This is a genomic window from Humibacter sp. (genome assembly GCF_035547335.1).
Classification (GTDB): Bacteria; Actinomycetota; Actinomycetes; order Actinomycetales; family Microbacteriaceae; genus Humibacter.
Genome location: NZ_DASZVF010000060.1, coordinates 86,957 through 101,727, shown reverse-complemented (window position 1 = coordinate 101,727; position 14,771 = coordinate 86,957). Strand labels below are relative to the sequence as shown.

The following is a 14,771-nucleotide window of genomic DNA, read 5'->3' as shown; positions in this document are numbered from 1 at the left end:
CAACAACAGGAATGGATTGGGAATAGCCAAGTGTCTGAACGAGAGCGCGATGACGTCGACTGGGCGACCGCCGCAGAGCAGGACGCCGGAGACGATGAGGCGCAGGAGGGCAACCGACTGGCCGCCGAGGAGCAGTCCGTCGACGCAGCCGAGCGCGAGGCCGTGCACGTGACCGATGCCGACGGCAACGACGTCGACCTCGATGCCGTGCTCGACGCGATCGCCGAGACGGCGGACCCTGAGGCGGATGCCGCGGTCGACGAGGCCCTCGAGATCGACGACGCCGACGAGGCGGAGGCCGCGTTCGAGGCGATCGAAGACGAGGACGAGGTGGACGGCGACGGGTCGGAGGATGCCGACGACGCCGACGCTGAGGCCGAGGTCGAGGTCGACCCGTACGACGAGTTCAAGCGCGAGCTTCGCTACCTGCCGGGCAAGTGGTACGTCATCCACTCCTACGCCGGCTTCGAGCGCCGGGTGAAGCAGAACCTGGCGAACCGCACGGCATCCATGGGCATGGAGGACTACATCTTCCAGGTCGAGGTGCCGATGGAAGACGTGGTCGAGATCAAGAACGGCCAGCGCAAGATGGTCAACCGCGTGCGCATCCCCGGCTACGTGCTGGTGCGCATGGACCTCAACGAGGACAGCTGGTCGGTCGTGCGCCACACGCCCGGTGTCACCGGGTTCGTCGGCAACGCCCACAACCCCACCCCGCTGCGATTCGACGAGGCGTTCAACATGCTGAAGTCGCTCGTGCAGGTCGAGCCGGTCGCCACGGGCAAGGCCACGGCGGGCAAGGGTGCGAAGTCCGCCACGCGGGTCGCTCCCATCGAGGTCGACTTCGAGATCGGCGAGACCATCACGATCAAGGAGGGCTCGTTCGCCGGCCTTCCGGGTTCCATCAGCGAGATCAAGCCGGAGAGCGGCAAGCTCACGGTTCTCGTCTCGCTGTTCGAACGCGAGACTCCTGTCGAGCTCAGCTTCGACCAGGTCACCAAGCAGTAGCAGCCACTCGCGAGAAGGGTCGACCACCACCTGGCGGTCGGCCCTTCTCGCATCCTTCGGCAGCCCCGCTGCTCCGCCACGGGTCCGTCTGCTGTCCACGGGTCCCGTTCGCGGCGCGAACAAGCGGACCCGACGTCACTAGGGGGACCTGCGGCGTGACGTGCACGCACGGCGCGACCTCGACGGGGCCCGTGGCAGAGGGGTGTGTCGGCATCCTGTAGAATTGTGTGGTTTGTGCGTTCGCGCACGTCACCACGTTCCGGACAGTCCGGCTTCGTGGGAGAGAGGATGCCGCGGCATCCGCTCGAAGAAAGGAAAATCAATGGCACCGAAGAAGAAGGTCACGGGTCTGATCAAGCTTCAGATCAAGGCCGGCGCCGCCAACCCCGCCCCGCCGATCGGTCCGGCGCTGGGTCAGCACGGCGTCAACATCATGGAGTTCTGCAAGGCGTACAACGCCGCGACCGAGTCGCAGCGCGGCAACGTCATCCCGGTGGAGATCACCGTCTACGAGGACCGTTCGTTCACGTTCGTCCTCAAGACGCCGCCGGCCGCCGAACTCATCAAGAAGGCGGCGGGCGTCGCCAAGGGTTCCGGCGTTCCGCACACCACCAAGGTGGGCAAGCTCACCGCGGCGCAGGTCCGTGAGATCGCCGAGCAGAAGCTCGTCGACCTGAACGCGAACGACCTCGACGCGGCATCCAAGATCATCGCTGGCACCGCCCGCTCCATGGGCATCACGGTCGAGTAGGAAAGGTAGGTCAGAAAATGGCACAGAAGTCCAAGGCCTACCGGGCCGCAGCAGCCAAGATCGAAGAAGGCAAGCTCTACACCCCCGACGAGGCCGTCGCGCTCGCTCGCGAGACCGGTTCGGCGAAGTTCAACTCCACCGTCGAGGTGGCGCTCAAGCTCGGCGTCGACCCCCGCAAGGCCGACCAGATGGTGCGCGGCACCGTCATCCTTCCGCACGGCACGGGCAAGACCGCTCGCGTCATCGTGTTCGCCACCGGCCCCGCGGCCGAGGCGGCCATCGCGGCGGGTGCAGACGAGGTCGGAGGCGACGAGCTCATCGAGCGCGTCGCCGGCGGATGGACGGACTTCGACTCCGCCGTCTCGACTCCCGAGCTCATGGGCAAGGTCGGTCGTCTGGGCAAGGTGCTCGGCCCGCGCGGCCTCATGCCGAACCCCAAGACCGGAACCGTGACCCCGGATGTCGCGAAGGCCGTTTCCGACATCAAGGGCGGAAAGATCGAGTTCCGCGTCGACAAGCACGCCAACGTGCACTTCGTGGTCGGCAAGGCGGCGTTCAGCCCCGAGCAGCTGTCGGAGAACATCAAGACCGCGCTCGACGAGGTCGTGCGGCTCAAGCCGTCCGCCGCCAAGGGGCGCTACATCCAGAAGGGTGCCGTCTCGACCACGTTCGGTCCCGGCATCCCGCTCGACGTCAACGCGATCTGAGCATCCGAACGATCAGGCGTCGCGCGATTTGAGCATCGACGCAGACAGAAAGGCCCCGCTTCGGCGGGGCCTTTCTGTCTGTGCAGCGGACGCCGCTTCGGCTGGGCCTTTCTGTGTGTGCAGCGGGCCCCGGTTCGGACGGCCCCTTCTGTGTGCACAGCGCATTCCCGCAGGCCGTCTCGCGATCCGTGGGGAGTCCGGCGGGAACGCAAGCCGCGCGCATTGCGCCGCCATAACGCCCATTTGTGTGACGCGCGTATGTAACCCTTGTGAGGGTCATGGGTGCAGGCATAGGGTCCGAACCATGCGCGTCCGAGGGGCGGCGCGCGAGAACGATCGAAAGGAACGGATCGTATGACCATACGAGTCGGCCGACGTGCGCTCACAAGGCGCGCGACGGCCATTCTTGCCGCAGGAGCGAGCATCGTGGCACTCTCCGCGGTGGGCATGCCGGCGGCGAACGCCGCGTCGCGGATCGACTATTCGGGCTCGGTGCCCGCGTGGGCGACGAGCGCGAACGAGAGCGGCACACCGGCCGCCGACACCACGGTGGAGGGCGAGCTCTATCTCCACCTCCGAGACGAGCAGGGCGCTGCGAACCTCGCGCTCGCCGTTTCGACGCCGACATCGCATCAGTACCGGCACTGGCTCAGCCCGCAGCAGTGGATCGCGCGGTACTCGCCGACGAAGAGGACGTACAACGCCGTCGTCTCCTATCTCAAGGCGCAGGGCCTGACCATCACCGGTACTCCGGCCAGCAGGCAGTACGTGGTCTACCGCGGCACGGTCGATCAGCTGAACGCGGCGTTCGGGACCACGCTGCACAGTTACGACCACAGCGGGCGGCAACTGATCGCGCCGTCTGCCGCGCCGTCTCTTCCCGCGGATGTCGGGGCATCCGTCAGCGCGGTCAGTCTCGACCAGTCGCGCATGCTGACGAAGCCGGACTCGATCAAGCAGGGCGACATCCCGTCGTCCACGGGACCGACCAGTCCGCAGATGCAGAGGCGTGAGGCAGCGGCGCCGACCGTCGATGCCCCGTGCTCGACGTACTGGGGGCAGAACACGGTGACCGTGCCTCCCGCGTACAACGGGCAGACGCAGTACCCGACCAACATCTGCGGATACGTGCCGAAGCAGCTGCGTTCGGCGTACAACCTCGACTCGTGGTCGCGGTTCGGCGTCAACGGGTCGGGCCAGACCGTGGCGATCATCGACGCCTACGCGTCGCCCACGATCGAGTCGGATGTGAACCAGTACTCAGCGCAGAACGGGGAGCCTGCGCTCTCGCGAGGCCAGTACAGCCAGATCGTGCCCGATCCGAGCGAGTTCACCGACACCGAGCTGTGCCAGGAGCCTAGCGGCTGGCAGGGCGAGCAGACGCTCGACGTGGAGGCGGTGCACGCCATCGCTCCCCAGGCGAAGGTGCTGTACGTCGGCGGATTCAACTGCGGCGGCGGTCTCGACATCGCGATGTCGAAGATCCTCGACGGCAAGCTCGCCAACATCGTGAGCAACAGCTACGGGAACGTCGGGGAGGATGTGCCCGCCGACGTGATCGCCGGCGAGCAGAACATCCACCTGCAGGCCGCGGCCGAGGGCATCGGACTGTACTTCTCCAGCGGTGACAACGGCGACGAGGCGGCGGCGCTCGGGTATCCCTCTCCCGACTTCCCGGCATCCTCGCCCTACGTCACGTCCGTCGGCGGAACGTCGATCGGGGTCGATCAGAACGGCAAGCTGGCCATGGAGGTCGGCTGGGGTGTGCAGGCCGACGTCATCGTGAAGGATGCCGACGGCAACCTGACCTACACTGACCCGCTTCCCGGATCGCTGTTCGCTGGCGGTGCCGGTGGTGGCGTCAGTGCCGTGAACGCTGAGCCGGCCTATCAGAAGGGCGTCGTGCCCGACTCGCTGTCGCAGGGCAAGCGCGTCTCGCCCGACCTGGCGGCGCTGGCCGATCCGTACACCGGATTCGAGATCGGGATCTCGCCGATCATCGACGACTCGACGCTCGAGACCGGCGACTACGCGAACGAGACGTACGGCGGAACCTCGCTGGCGTCGCCGCTCACGGCGGCGCAGGTCGCGCTCGCGCAGCAGCTGACGCACTCCGTCATCGGGTTCGCCAACCCGACACTGTACGGGCTCGATCGCATCCTGCCGTCGGCGTTCCGCGACGTGCAGCCGCCGTCGCAGGAGGTCGCCGTCGCGTACACGAGCGCGACGAGCGGGCGTTCGTTCCTCATGACGCTCAACCACGACACGTCTTTGAGCGTCGCCAAGGGATACGACGACGTGACGGGCATGGGCGCCATGTCGTTCGATCTCGCACACCTGCTCGCGCTCGGCAAACACTGAGGCGCTAGCGAGCACGACGTCGCGGCCGACGCGACGTCGTCACGGGATGGCGGGCCGGTCCTTCGGGGCCGGCCCGTTCCGTGTGCCGGGACCCGCGCGTCGACACTCGAGCCGCCTTATCGATTCCGGCCCGGCCGACTCCGATCCGGCGACTCCGGTCGGCTCATACCGCGCCTGCCGTCTGCGTCGTGTTAGTCCTCGCTGGAGTGCAGCCCGTGGTGCGCGGACAGCAACGTGACCTCCGGATGCTCGTCGGCAAGCATCCGCTCGGCGCGCTCCACGACGTCTCGCGCGTGGCCTGCGTCGCGGGCCACAACGGCCACGCCGATCGTCGCTCTGCGATGAAGGTCGAGCGTGCCCACTTCCGCAGCGGACGCCTCGGTGCGACGGCTCAGCTCCGCGATGAGGGGGCGGATGACGGCGCGCTTCTCCTTGAGCGAGTGCACGTCGCCCAGCAGGAGGTCGAACTCGACCCATCCGATCCACATCGATTCGAGTGTGACACGCGACCCGATTTCGGGCGCGCGCCGACGACAAGCGGTGGATGCCCTCATCGAACGCTCTCGTCCCGGACGCCGCTCCGACCTAGTCTTGGCGGCATGGGGGAACTGACCGAGTACTACGCAACGCTTCCGGACGAGGTGCGAAAGACGTTCGACGGCATCCGTCGCCGTGTGATCGAGCTCGTGCCCGACGCTGTCGAGGGACGCAGCTACGGGATGCCCGCGCTCCTCTATCGGGGCAAGGGCCTGCTCTCCACCATGCAGACCAGGACGCACCTGGCCATCTACCCATTCAGCGGAACCGTGGTCGCTTCCATCGCCGATCGTCTCGCCGACTACTCCGTCTCGAAGGGTGCGATCCGCTTCAGTGTCGACCACCCGATTCCGCCGGACGTACTCGACGACGTCATCCTGTCGCGCGTGGGCGAGCTCGACGACAAGTCGTCCTGATTCGCCGGCGCCGGCGCACGCGGCTCGAGCCCGGCCGCCGCACATCGGCTCTGGAGGTGTCCAAGTCGGTGCGGGGGTCCGTTTGTCGGGGCTGGCATCGGGTCTGGCGGTAGCGCCGCGAAGCGCCGCGGGCGCATGCTCCCGGGAGTGGCCGCGGCGCAGATGTGCCGCCAAGCCCACGCCGGTCGCATACGGCTCTGGAGGTGTCCGAGTCGGTGCGGGGGTCCGTTTCCCAGGGCTGGCATCGGGTCTGGCGGGAGCGACGCGAAGCGCCGCGGGGGCATGTCCCCGAGAACCGGACCCCCGCATCGACGTCTCGCGTCGGCCCGCGCGTTGCCCCGGAAACCCGCCCAGGGAACGGCGCAGGTCAGCCGATACGGATCAACTTCTTGTTCACGAACTCGTCGGCGCCCAGTCGACCCAGCTCGCGGCCGGTGCCGGACCTCTTTACGCCGCCGAATGGAAGCTCGACGCCGTCGGCCAGCACGACGTTGACGAACACCATGCCGGCTTCGAGGCGGTCGGCCACGCGTTGCGCCTGCTCCGGGTCGGTCGTGTACACGTAGGAGCCGAGTCCGAACGGGATGTCGTTGGCCACCGCGATCGCCTCGTCTTCGTTCGCCACTCGGTAGACCGAGGCGACGGGGCCGAAGAACTCCTCCTGTCGAACCGGATTGTCCGCCGCGATGTCGGTGAGCACGATCGGCGCGAAGAAGTTGCCGTGCCGCTCGCCCGTGGCGTTCAGGGTGGCGCCGTGCTCGACGGCGCGGTCGAGCTGATCCTGCAGGCGTTCGGCGGCCGTGGTCGACGACAGCGGGCCGAGCGCGGAGTCCGGGCTCGTCGGGTCACTTGGTTGCGACTGCGCGAGCTTCGCGGTGAGCTTGTCCACGAACGGTTCGTAGAGGTCGTCGACCACGATGAACCGCTTGGCGGCGTTGCAGGACTGGCCGCTGTTGTCCAGCCGCGCTGCCGCGGCATCCTCTGCCACTTTGTCGAGGTCGTCGGCGGACAGCACGATGAAAGGATCGGATCCGCCCAGCTCGAGAACGACCTTCTTGAGGTTGCGGCCGGCGATCTCGGCGACGGCGGCTCCCGCTCGCTCCGACCCGGTCAGCGAGACGCCCTGCACACGACGATCGGCGATGACCCACTCGATCTGCTGGTTGGTGGCGAAGATATTGATGTACGCGCCGTCGGGGAGGCCCGCGTCGTGGAAGATCCGCTCGATCGCGAGTGCCGACTCCGGGCACTGGGGCGCGTGCTTCAAGAGGATGGTGTTGCCGATGATGAGGTTGGGTCCGGCGAATCGGGCGACTTGGTAGTAGGGGAAGTTCCAGGGCATGATGCCGAGCAGAACTCCGAGCGGGCTGCGCCTGATGACGGCGCTGCCCTCGCCCGCGAGCAGCTCGATGGGCTCGTCCTCGAGCACCTTCGGAGAGACGTCCGCGTAGTACCGGTAGATGTCGGCGGCGAAGTCCATCTCGGCCAGCGCCTGTTCGATGGGCTTGCCCATCTCGCGCACGATGATCCGGGCGAGCTCCTCCCGGCGCTCGCTGTGCAGGTCGCCGACCTTGCGGATGAGCTCCGCTCGCTCTGCCGGGGAGGTTCCACGGCCCCAGGTGCGGAAGGTGGCATCCGCTTGGCCCATCGCGTCCCGCAGTTCATCGTCGGCGATGGTCGGGTATTCCTTCACGGTCTCGCCTGTCGCCGGGTTGATCACGGCGTAGTCGCTCATGGGAGTCCTTTCTCCGTCTGCGGCAGGTTGCCGCGGTGCCAACACGGCGGCACGGATGCCGGCCCCGGCTCCGCGGTGCCGCTGCGGATGCCGGCGCGGTACTGTCGCGAAGTCGGCCGGGTGCGCGGCCGTTTCGCTGCACCGGCAGGTATTCGTTGCCCAGCCTAGGCGGAGGGTAGGCCGGCGGTGCAGGCGCCGGCGTCCGGAATGACGGACACCGGCGAGCGATTCGTCCGTCACCGCCGCTCGGTAACGTTGGCACATGAGCCAAGCAGCGATCCGTCGGGCCGTGTCTGCCGACGCTGATCGGCTGGCGTTCGTCGCCGCCGTCACGTTTCCCCTCGCCTGTCCGCCGCACACGACGAGGGAGGATGCGGCCGCGTTCGTGGTCGAGCACCTCTCCGCGCAGTCGTTCGGCGAGTACCTCGCCGATCCCGACCGCGTCCTGTTTCTGGCGGAGCAGGCCGGCCAGGTCGTCGGCTACACGATGCTCGTCTTCGGAGAACCGCACGACCCGGATGTCGCCTCAGCCATCACCATCCGGCCCACGATCGAGCTGAGCAAGTGCTACGTGCTGCCCGGGCACCACGGGCAGGGCGTGGCGGGGAGTCTGATGCAGGAATCCATCGCGGCAGCACGCGAGCGCGGGGCGGCGGGCATCTGGCTCGGCGTCAACGAGGAGAACGAGCGCGCACAGCGCTTCTACCGCAAGAGCGGGTTCGAGAAGGTCGGTGTGAAGCGATTCCGCGTGGGCAACCGTTGGGAGGATGACTTCGTGCTCGAACAGGCTCTGGCCTGAGCGGCTCCGCTCGATTAGCTCTGGCTCGACCGGCCCTGGCCTGAGCGGCTCTGGCCTGCCCGGCTCTGGCCTGACCGGGTCTGGCCTGCCCGGCTCTGGCCTGACCGGCACCGGCCTGCCCGGCTCTGGCCTGCCCGGCTCTGGCCTGCCCGGCACCGGCCTGCCCGGCTCTGGCCTGCCCGGCTCTGGCCTGACCGGCACCGGCCCGATCGGCACACGCCTGGCCGACACTGGGTTGCCCGCACCGGCTCGACCGGCGCTCGCCTGAATCGACCGCGGCTTCAGACCCGCCCGGTGGCCAGCACCGAGATGAGCTGACCGGCCAGCCTGACCAGCAGCTCGATCTCGTTCTCGTCGCGGTCGATCCAGCGGCATTCCGGGTCGCCGACGGGCACGAAGCCGTCGTGCCGCTCCCACACCACGAGCGTCCGCTCCGCGCCGAGCACGTACTGCTGCCACCACACCTGGCGCAGGTAGTGGCGCGGAATGCTGCGCCACGGCTTGTTCGTCGTCTTGATCTCGGCGAGTTCAAGGCATCCGGAGTCGCGTGCGGCGATGCCGTCGGGCGTCGCCAGGTGGCGGCGGTCGTGCACCGCGTGGAAGAGGGCGTCGCTCGGCGCGATGTCGTGCTCGCGCAGCACCCACTGCGCGATCTGCGGCTCTCGCGCCTTGCCGTGCTCTGTGTACACGTTGCCGCCGAACCCCGAGCCGTGCACCTTCTGCCGAGCGGCGGCGAGCACGGATGCCTGCGTGGACAGCTTGGCGACATCCGTCGCGGTGATGCCGCGCGCCCGAGCGCGAAGCCAGGCGACCCGGTCGGAAGAGTGGGCGAGGATGCGCCGCTCATGCGGCAGAGGCACCTGAGCGGCGGCGTTCGTGACGGCTTTCGGCAGCGAGTGGAGTGTGGCCTCGAGCTCCTCGTCGAACAGAGAGAGCATCGTGTCGGTCACGCGTCCATTCTGCCCCTCGCCGGCGACCGTGCCGTCGCGCGCGTCGGGGTTTCCCGCCCACAGCGGTGTCGAGCGGAGGCGAACTCGCTGACGGGTCCGGATCCTGACGAGCGGTCCGGTTGCCTGCGTGAGCAAGTGGACCGCTCGGCAGCAAGCGGACCGGTCGTCAGCAAGAGGACTCACATGAGCAAGTTGACGCCGTGAGCAAGTGGACCGCTCGGCAGCAAGCGGACCGGTCAGCCGCAAGTGGACCCGACGCGAGGAAGTGGACGGCGTCGGCGAGTGGACCGATCGACAGGAAGTGGACCGCTCGGCGGCATGTCGACCGCTCGGCGCCACCGCGCGCAAGCGCGACGCACGCACCAGCGCGCGGGTCACACCGGGTCGAGCAGGTGCTGCGCCACCATGATGGCGGCGCCCAGCACGCCGCCCGTCTCGCCCGCAGCGGCCGGCACGATCTGCAGATGCTGCGTCGCCAGGGGCGTCGACTGGCGGTACACCACCTCGCGCACGCCGGCGATGAGGTGCTCTCCCGCCCGGGCCATGGAGCCGCCGACGACGACGACCGATGGGTTGAACAGGTTCACACAGGTGGCGAGCACCTCGCCGAGGTCGCGACCGGCCTGGCGGATGCCCGCGACGGCATCCGGATGCCCGCCCCGCGACAGCGCCAGCACGTCGGCACTCGAGGCGGCCGGCGTGCCGCGTTCGGCGATGTACCTCGCGATGGCCGGCCCGCTGGCGAGCGCCTCCAGGTCGGCGTCGACGTCGCCGTGGCGCGGGGTGTCCCTGGTGAACGGGACGCGCACGTGGCCGAGGTCGCCCGCCGAGCCGGCCGCACCGCGTTGCAGCCTGCCGCCCGCGATGATGCCGAGCCCGATTCCGGTCGAGACCTTCACGAACAGCAGGTCGTCTTCGAGCGGCCACGAGACGGCGTGCTCGCCGAGCGCCAGCACGTTGACGTCGTTGTCCACGAGCACGGGAACGTCGAACGTGCGCCGCACGTAGGCGGGAACGTCGAACCTGTCCCACCCCGGCATGATCGGCGGGTTGATGGGCATGCCGGTCGAATGCTCGACGGGTCCGGGCAGACCGATCCCCACGCCGGCGAGCTCCGACCGCGGCCGTCCGCTCACCTTAACGAGGCGCTTGGCCGTGCTGAGGGCCCAGCTCAGCACGCGCTCCGGGCCGTCAGCGATCGTGAGCGGCGACGACTCGGCGAGCAGCACCGACCCGGCGAGGTCCGCGATCGCGATCACACCGTGCGTCGCGCCGAGATCGATGGCGACGACGAACCGCGCCCCCGCATTGAACGTCACGCGTGCCGGCGGTCGCCCGCCCGAGGACGCCGCGTCTGCCGCAGGCGCGATGAGACCGGCATCCATCAGGGCTTCCAGGCGCGCGGCGACGGTCGAACGTGCCAGCCCTGAGCTCTCGGCGAGTTGGGCACGCGTGCGGGGAACACCGTCGCGCAGGATGCGGAGCAGCTCGACGGTCTCGCGGGGAACCAGTCCGCCGGGGGTCGGCACGGCACCGGCCGAGGTGCTTGCTGACGGCGCCGACATAGACCGATTGAATCACACGGCCGAGCGGCGATCGGAAGTCGGTTGCTGTAGGTCAACTTTTGTTGGAGCCCCGGCAGAAGTGTGATTCAATCGATTCGACCCCCGCAGCAGTTCTCGTGTCGCGCTGTGCTCGCGCACGTCGGCGGAGAGTCCCCAACGAAAGTTCGGCCCGGTGCGGCTGGCGAGACGCTCGCCGCACCGAGGCACTCGACGAGGAGAATCGTGACCAGCTCACCCGTTTCCGTGCAGCTCTACACCGTACGCGAGGCGCTGCAAGACGACCTGCAGGGCACCCTGAACAAGCTTGCCGAGGTGGGCTTCACCCAGGTGGAGCCGTTCGCCTTCACCAACTTCCCGGGTCTCGGCGATGCGCTGAAGGCTGCCGGGCTGACCGCCCCGACCGTGCACGTGCACTTCCTCGGCGAGAGCGACGAGGACATCGCGGCCGTCTTCGACGCCGCGCGCGAGCTCGGCATCCAGACCGTGATCGACCCGCACGCTCCCGACGAGCTGTGGAAGACGGCCGAGGGTGTCGACGGGATCGCCGCTCAGCTCAACGACGCGGCGAAGATCGCTGCCGAGCGCGGACTCCGCGTCGGCTACCACAACCACGCGCACGAGTTCGAGAACAAGATCGACGGCCAGAACGCACTGGAGTACTTCGTCTCGAAGCTCGACCCCGAGGTGGTCATCGAGCTCGACACGTACTGGGTCGCGGTGGGCGGCGCGGATCCGGTCGAGGTGCTCGGCCGGCTGGGCGACCGGGTGGTGGCGCTGCACATCAAGGACGGCCCGGCCACGAAGGAGACCAAGGACCAGGTCGCCGTCGGCGCGGGCTCGCTGCCGATCCGCGAGATCATCGAGGCCGCTCCGAACGCGCTCCGGGTCATCGAGCTCGACGACTCCCGCGACAACCGCTTCACCGCGGTCTCCGACAGCTTCGCGTACCTCACGAAGGAAGGCCTGGCATGAGCGAGTCCGCTGCCGCATCGGGCGCTCGCAAGACGGGCCCGGTCGGCGTCGGGGTCATCGGCGCCGGAAACATCTCCACGCAGTATCTGACCAACCTCACCGCGTTCCCGGATCTCGACGTTCGCTTCGTCGCCGACATCGACCTCGAGCGCGCCAAGGAGCAGGCGGCCAAGTTCGGCGTTCCGGCATCCGGCACCGTCGAGGAGCTGCTGGCGGATCCCGAGATCGAGATCGTCGTCAATCTCACCATTCCGAAGGCACACGCCGAGGTGGCGCTCCAGGCGCTCGCTGCAGGCAAGAACGTGTGGGGCGAGAAGCCGATCGCGCTCGACCGGGAGAGCGGCAAGCGCGTGCTCGCCACGGCGAAGGCGGCGGGCCTGCGCGCCGCGTGCGCGCCGGACACGTTCCTGGGTGCAGGCATCCAGACCGCCCGTCGAATGCTCGAATCGGGAGCGATCGGACGCCCGCAGACGGCGCTCACGCTCATGCAGCAGCCGGGACCGGAGTCGTGGCATCCGAACCCTGCCTTTCTGTTCCAGGAGGGCGCAGGGCCGCTGTTCGACGTCGGCCCGTACTACGTCACGGCGCTCATCCAACTTTTCGGACCGGTCAAGCGCGTCGCCGCCGTAGCGTCGACCGCGAAGCCCGTGCGCACGATCGGCTCCGGTCCGCTGGCCGGGCAGACGTTCGAGGTCACCGTGCCGTCGCACGTGACGGCCGTCTTCGAGTTCGAGAGCGGCCAGACGTCGCAGAGCATCTTCAGCTTCGACTCGCAGATCCGGCGCACGCTGTTCGAGGTCACTGGCGTCGACGGAGCGCTCGAGGTCAACGACCCGAACATGTTCGTGGGCGACCTCGTGCTGCACGACGGCTCGGAGGAGCCGAAGACGATCGCGGTGGAGGGTGAGCGGGCAGCGCGCGGCACGGGTGTCGTCGAGCTCGCCCGGGCCATCCGCGCCGGTGTGCCGGAGCGGGCGAGCGGTGAGCAGGCGTATCACGCCCTCGACGTGATGGTGTCGACCATCGAGGCCGCCGAACGCGGCGAGTGGGTCGAGGTCGAGAGCACGTTCACGCCGACCCCGGTTCTGCCGGACGGCTGGGATCCCGCAGCGTCGACCCTCTCCTGATGACCGAGTCGAGCGAGTCCGTCTCGCACGCGATGCCGGCGCCGTTGGGCGTCGGCATCGTGGGCGGCGGCTTCATGGCGACCGTGCACTCCCGTGCGGCACGAGCCGCCAGGGCGCATCTCGTCGGCGTCTCGTCGTCGCGGCCCGAACGGGCCGTCGCGGCGGCGGCCGAGCTCGGGATCGACGGCGCGTTCGCGTCGCTCGAGGAGCTCATCGCCGATCCGGGGATCGACGTGGTGCACGTCACGACGCCCAACGCCCTGCACGCGGAGCAAGCGCTCGCCGTGATCGAGGCGGGCAAGCACGTGGTGTGCGAGAAGCCCCTCGCGACGACCGTGGCCGACGCCGTGAGGCTGGCGGATGCCGCGGCATCCGCGGGCGTCACCGCAACGGTCCCGTTCGTGTACCGCTTCCACCCGCTGGTGCGCGAGGCGCGCGCCAGGTTCGCGTCGGGGGAGACGGGCCGCCTGCTCACCATCGCCGGCTCGTACCTGCAGGACTGGCTGCTGGACTCCGCCGACGATAACTGGCGGGTCGACAGCGCAGCGGGCGGCCGATCCCGCGCGTTCGCCGACATCGGGTCGCACCTCGTCGACCTGATCGAGTTCGTCACGGGCGACCGGGTGTCGCGGGTGGCGGCGACCAAGCGCACGTTCTTCGACTCCCGCGCTGAGCACGCGGCGATCACGACGGAGGATGCCGTCGCCGTCGCGGTGCAGACAGCGGGCGGCGCCATCGGAACCCTTCTCGTCTCTCAGGCCGCCGCCGGTCGCAAGAACCGTCTGCACGTCGAGCTCTCCGGCTCAGCGGAATCGGTGGTCTTCGATCAGGAACAGCCGGAGACGCTCTGGGTGGGTCGCCGCCGCGGATCGCTGCTGGTGCCGAGGGATGCCGACCAGCTCCAGCCGGATGCCGCGCGCCTGGTGACCACGCCAGCCGGGCATCCTCAGGGCTACCAGGACGCGTTCAACGCGTTCGTCGCCGACACCTATGCGGCGATCGCGGGGGACGACCCCGACGGGTTGCCCCGGTTCGCGGACGGGCTGCGAGCCGCGAGGGTCTCGGATGCGGTGATCGAGTCCGCGGAGAGCGGCGCCTGGGTCGACGTCGCCGCCTGAAGCGTTACGCGACCTCTTTCACCTTGCCCTGCTTGATGTGCAGGCGGCGCTGAGCACGACGGGCCACCGCCGAATCGTGGGTGACGATCACCAGGGTGAGGCCGCGGTCTCGCCACAGACCCTCGAGCAGGTCCATGATCTCGTCGCGGGTCTCCTCGTCGAGGTTGCCCGTCGGCTCGTCGGCCAGCAGCACGTCCGGCTCCTTGACGAGCGCTCTCGCGATCGCGACGCGCTGCTGCTGGCCGCCGGAGAGCTCGGCCGGGCGGTGATCGCCGCGGTCGGCGAGGCCCACCGATTCCAGCGCCTTCAGCGCGCGTTCGCGACGCTGCGCGGCGGGGATGCCGAGCGGCACGAGCGCGGTCTCCACGTTCTCCAGCGCGGTGAGCGTGGGAATGAGGTTGAAGCCCTGGAACACGAAGCCGATCTCCTTGCCGCGGATGCCGGTGAGCCTGCGGTCCGCGAGCCGACCGAGGCTCGAGCCTTCCAGCTCCACGGTTCCTGACGTCGGACGATCGAGTGCGCCGAGCATCTGCAGAAGGGTCGACTTGCCCCCGCCTGTCGGTCCCTGGATGGCGACGAGCTGTCCGTCCGGGATGTCCAGCGTGACGTCGTTGAGCGCCGTCACCTGGCGTCCCTTGCCCGGGTACTGTTTCGTGACGTTCTTCAGCGTGTACATGCCAGTTCCTTCGTGGTCGTGCTGCGTTGTGCAGGAAGCCGATGCGGGG

Annotated in this window: 14 protein-coding genes; 9 read left to right on the top strand and 5 right to left on the bottom strand. The window is 68.8% G+C overall.

Going from position 1 to position 14,771, the window contains the following annotated elements:
- Positions 1–30: 30 nt before the first annotated feature.
- The 4 genes from nusG to VHB92_RS13240 all read left to right on the top strand — a co-directional run bounded on the left by nusG (position 31) and on the right by VHB92_RS13240 (position 4,827).
- The gene (gene nusG, locus VHB92_RS13255; protein WP_325454234.1) at positions 31–1,008 is read left to right on the top strand and encodes a transcription termination/antitermination protein NusG; all 978 of its coding nucleotides are present in this window, start codon (positions 31–33) and stop codon (positions 1,006–1,008) included.
- Between the two features lie 322 nt (positions 1,009–1,330).
- Positions 1,331–1,759 carry a 50S ribosomal protein L11 gene (rplK, locus tag VHB92_RS13250; protein ID WP_325454233.1) on the top strand — a complete coding sequence of 143 codons (429 nt, stop codon included), beginning with the start codon at positions 1,331–1,333 and terminating at the stop codon, positions 1,757–1,759.
- Positions 1,760–1,776: 17 nt separating this feature from the next.
- Positions 1,777–2,466 (top strand): 50S ribosomal protein L1, encoded by a 690-nt coding sequence (rplA, locus tag VHB92_RS13245; protein ID WP_325454232.1) that lies wholly within the window; start codon positions 1,777–1,779, stop codon positions 2,464–2,466.
- 426 nt (positions 2,467–2,892) lie between these two features.
- A complete protein-coding gene (locus tag VHB92_RS13240; protein WP_325454231.1) occupies positions 2,893–4,827 on the top strand; it encodes a S53 family peptidase in 1,935 nt (644 codons plus the stop codon).
- A gap of 191 nt (positions 4,828–5,018) precedes the next feature.
- Here the strand turns inward: VHB92_RS13240 and VHB92_RS13235 are convergent, their stop codons facing one another.
- Positions 5,019–5,315 carry a DUF503 domain-containing protein gene (locus VHB92_RS13235; protein WP_325454230.1) on the bottom strand — a complete coding sequence of 99 codons (297 nt, stop codon included), beginning with the start codon at positions 5,313–5,315 and terminating at the stop codon, positions 5,019–5,021.
- Between the two features lie 111 nt (positions 5,316–5,426).
- On the opposite strand from VHB92_RS13235, the gene VHB92_RS13230 reads away from it, so the two are divergent.
- Positions 5,427–5,780 (top strand): iron chaperone, encoded by a 354-nt coding sequence (locus VHB92_RS13230; protein WP_325454229.1) that lies wholly within the window; start codon positions 5,427–5,429, stop codon positions 5,778–5,780.
- Positions 5,781–6,147: 367 nt separating this feature from the next.
- Here the strand turns inward: VHB92_RS13230 and VHB92_RS13225 are convergent, their stop codons facing one another.
- On the bottom strand, positions 6,148–7,515 hold the full coding sequence (locus VHB92_RS13225) for an NAD-dependent succinate-semialdehyde dehydrogenase (protein ID WP_325454228.1): 1,368 nt from the start codon (positions 7,513–7,515) through the stop codon (positions 6,148–6,150).
- Positions 7,516–7,777: 262 nt separating this feature from the next.
- Here VHB92_RS13225 and VHB92_RS13220 point away from each other — a divergent pair, with 262 nt between their 5' ends.
- Entirely contained in the window at positions 7,778–8,314 is a 537-nt protein-coding gene (locus VHB92_RS13220) for a GNAT family N-acetyltransferase (protein ID WP_325454227.1), read from the top strand.
- 281 nt (positions 8,315–8,595) lie between these two features.
- Here VHB92_RS13220 and VHB92_RS13215 read toward each other — a convergent pair whose 3' ends face one another.
- Entirely contained in the window at positions 8,596–9,264 is a 669-nt protein-coding gene (locus VHB92_RS13215) for a YqaJ viral recombinase family protein (RefSeq protein ID WP_325454226.1), read from the bottom strand.
- A 374-nt stretch (positions 9,265–9,638) separates the two neighbouring features.
- Positions 9,639–10,829, bottom strand: a complete 1,191-nt coding sequence (locus tag VHB92_RS13210) for an ROK family transcriptional regulator (protein ID WP_325454225.1) — start codon at positions 10,827–10,829, stop codon at positions 9,639–9,641.
- Positions 10,830–11,051: 222 nt separating this feature from the next.
- Between VHB92_RS13210 and VHB92_RS13205 the strand changes: the two genes are divergently transcribed.
- From VHB92_RS13205 to VHB92_RS13195, 3 genes are read left to right on the top strand one after another with little or no spacing between them, the layout of a single operon-like run.
- Entirely contained in the window at positions 11,052–11,801 is a 750-nt protein-coding gene (locus tag VHB92_RS13205; RefSeq protein WP_325454224.1) for a sugar phosphate isomerase/epimerase, read from the top strand.
- Positions 11,798–12,928, top strand: coding sequence for a Gfo/Idh/MocA family oxidoreductase (locus VHB92_RS13200; RefSeq protein ID WP_325454223.1), 1,131 nt, complete (start codon positions 11,798–11,800; stop codon positions 12,926–12,928). Before VHB92_RS13205 ends, VHB92_RS13200 begins: the two co-directional genes overlap by 4 nt.
- Positions 12,928–14,046, top strand: a complete 1,119-nt coding sequence (locus VHB92_RS13195) for a Gfo/Idh/MocA family oxidoreductase (RefSeq protein ID WP_325454222.1) — start codon at positions 12,928–12,930, stop codon at positions 14,044–14,046. The genes VHB92_RS13200 and VHB92_RS13195 overlap by 1 nt, the downstream gene beginning before the upstream one ends.
- 4 nt (positions 14,047–14,050) lie before the next feature.
- On the opposite strand, the gene VHB92_RS13190 is transcribed toward VHB92_RS13195, so the two are convergent.
- The gene (locus tag VHB92_RS13190) at positions 14,051–14,722 is read right to left on the bottom strand and encodes an ABC transporter ATP-binding protein (RefSeq protein ID WP_325454221.1); all 672 of its coding nucleotides are present in this window, start codon (positions 14,720–14,722) and stop codon (positions 14,051–14,053) included.
- Positions 14,723–14,771 lie beyond the last annotated feature (49 nt).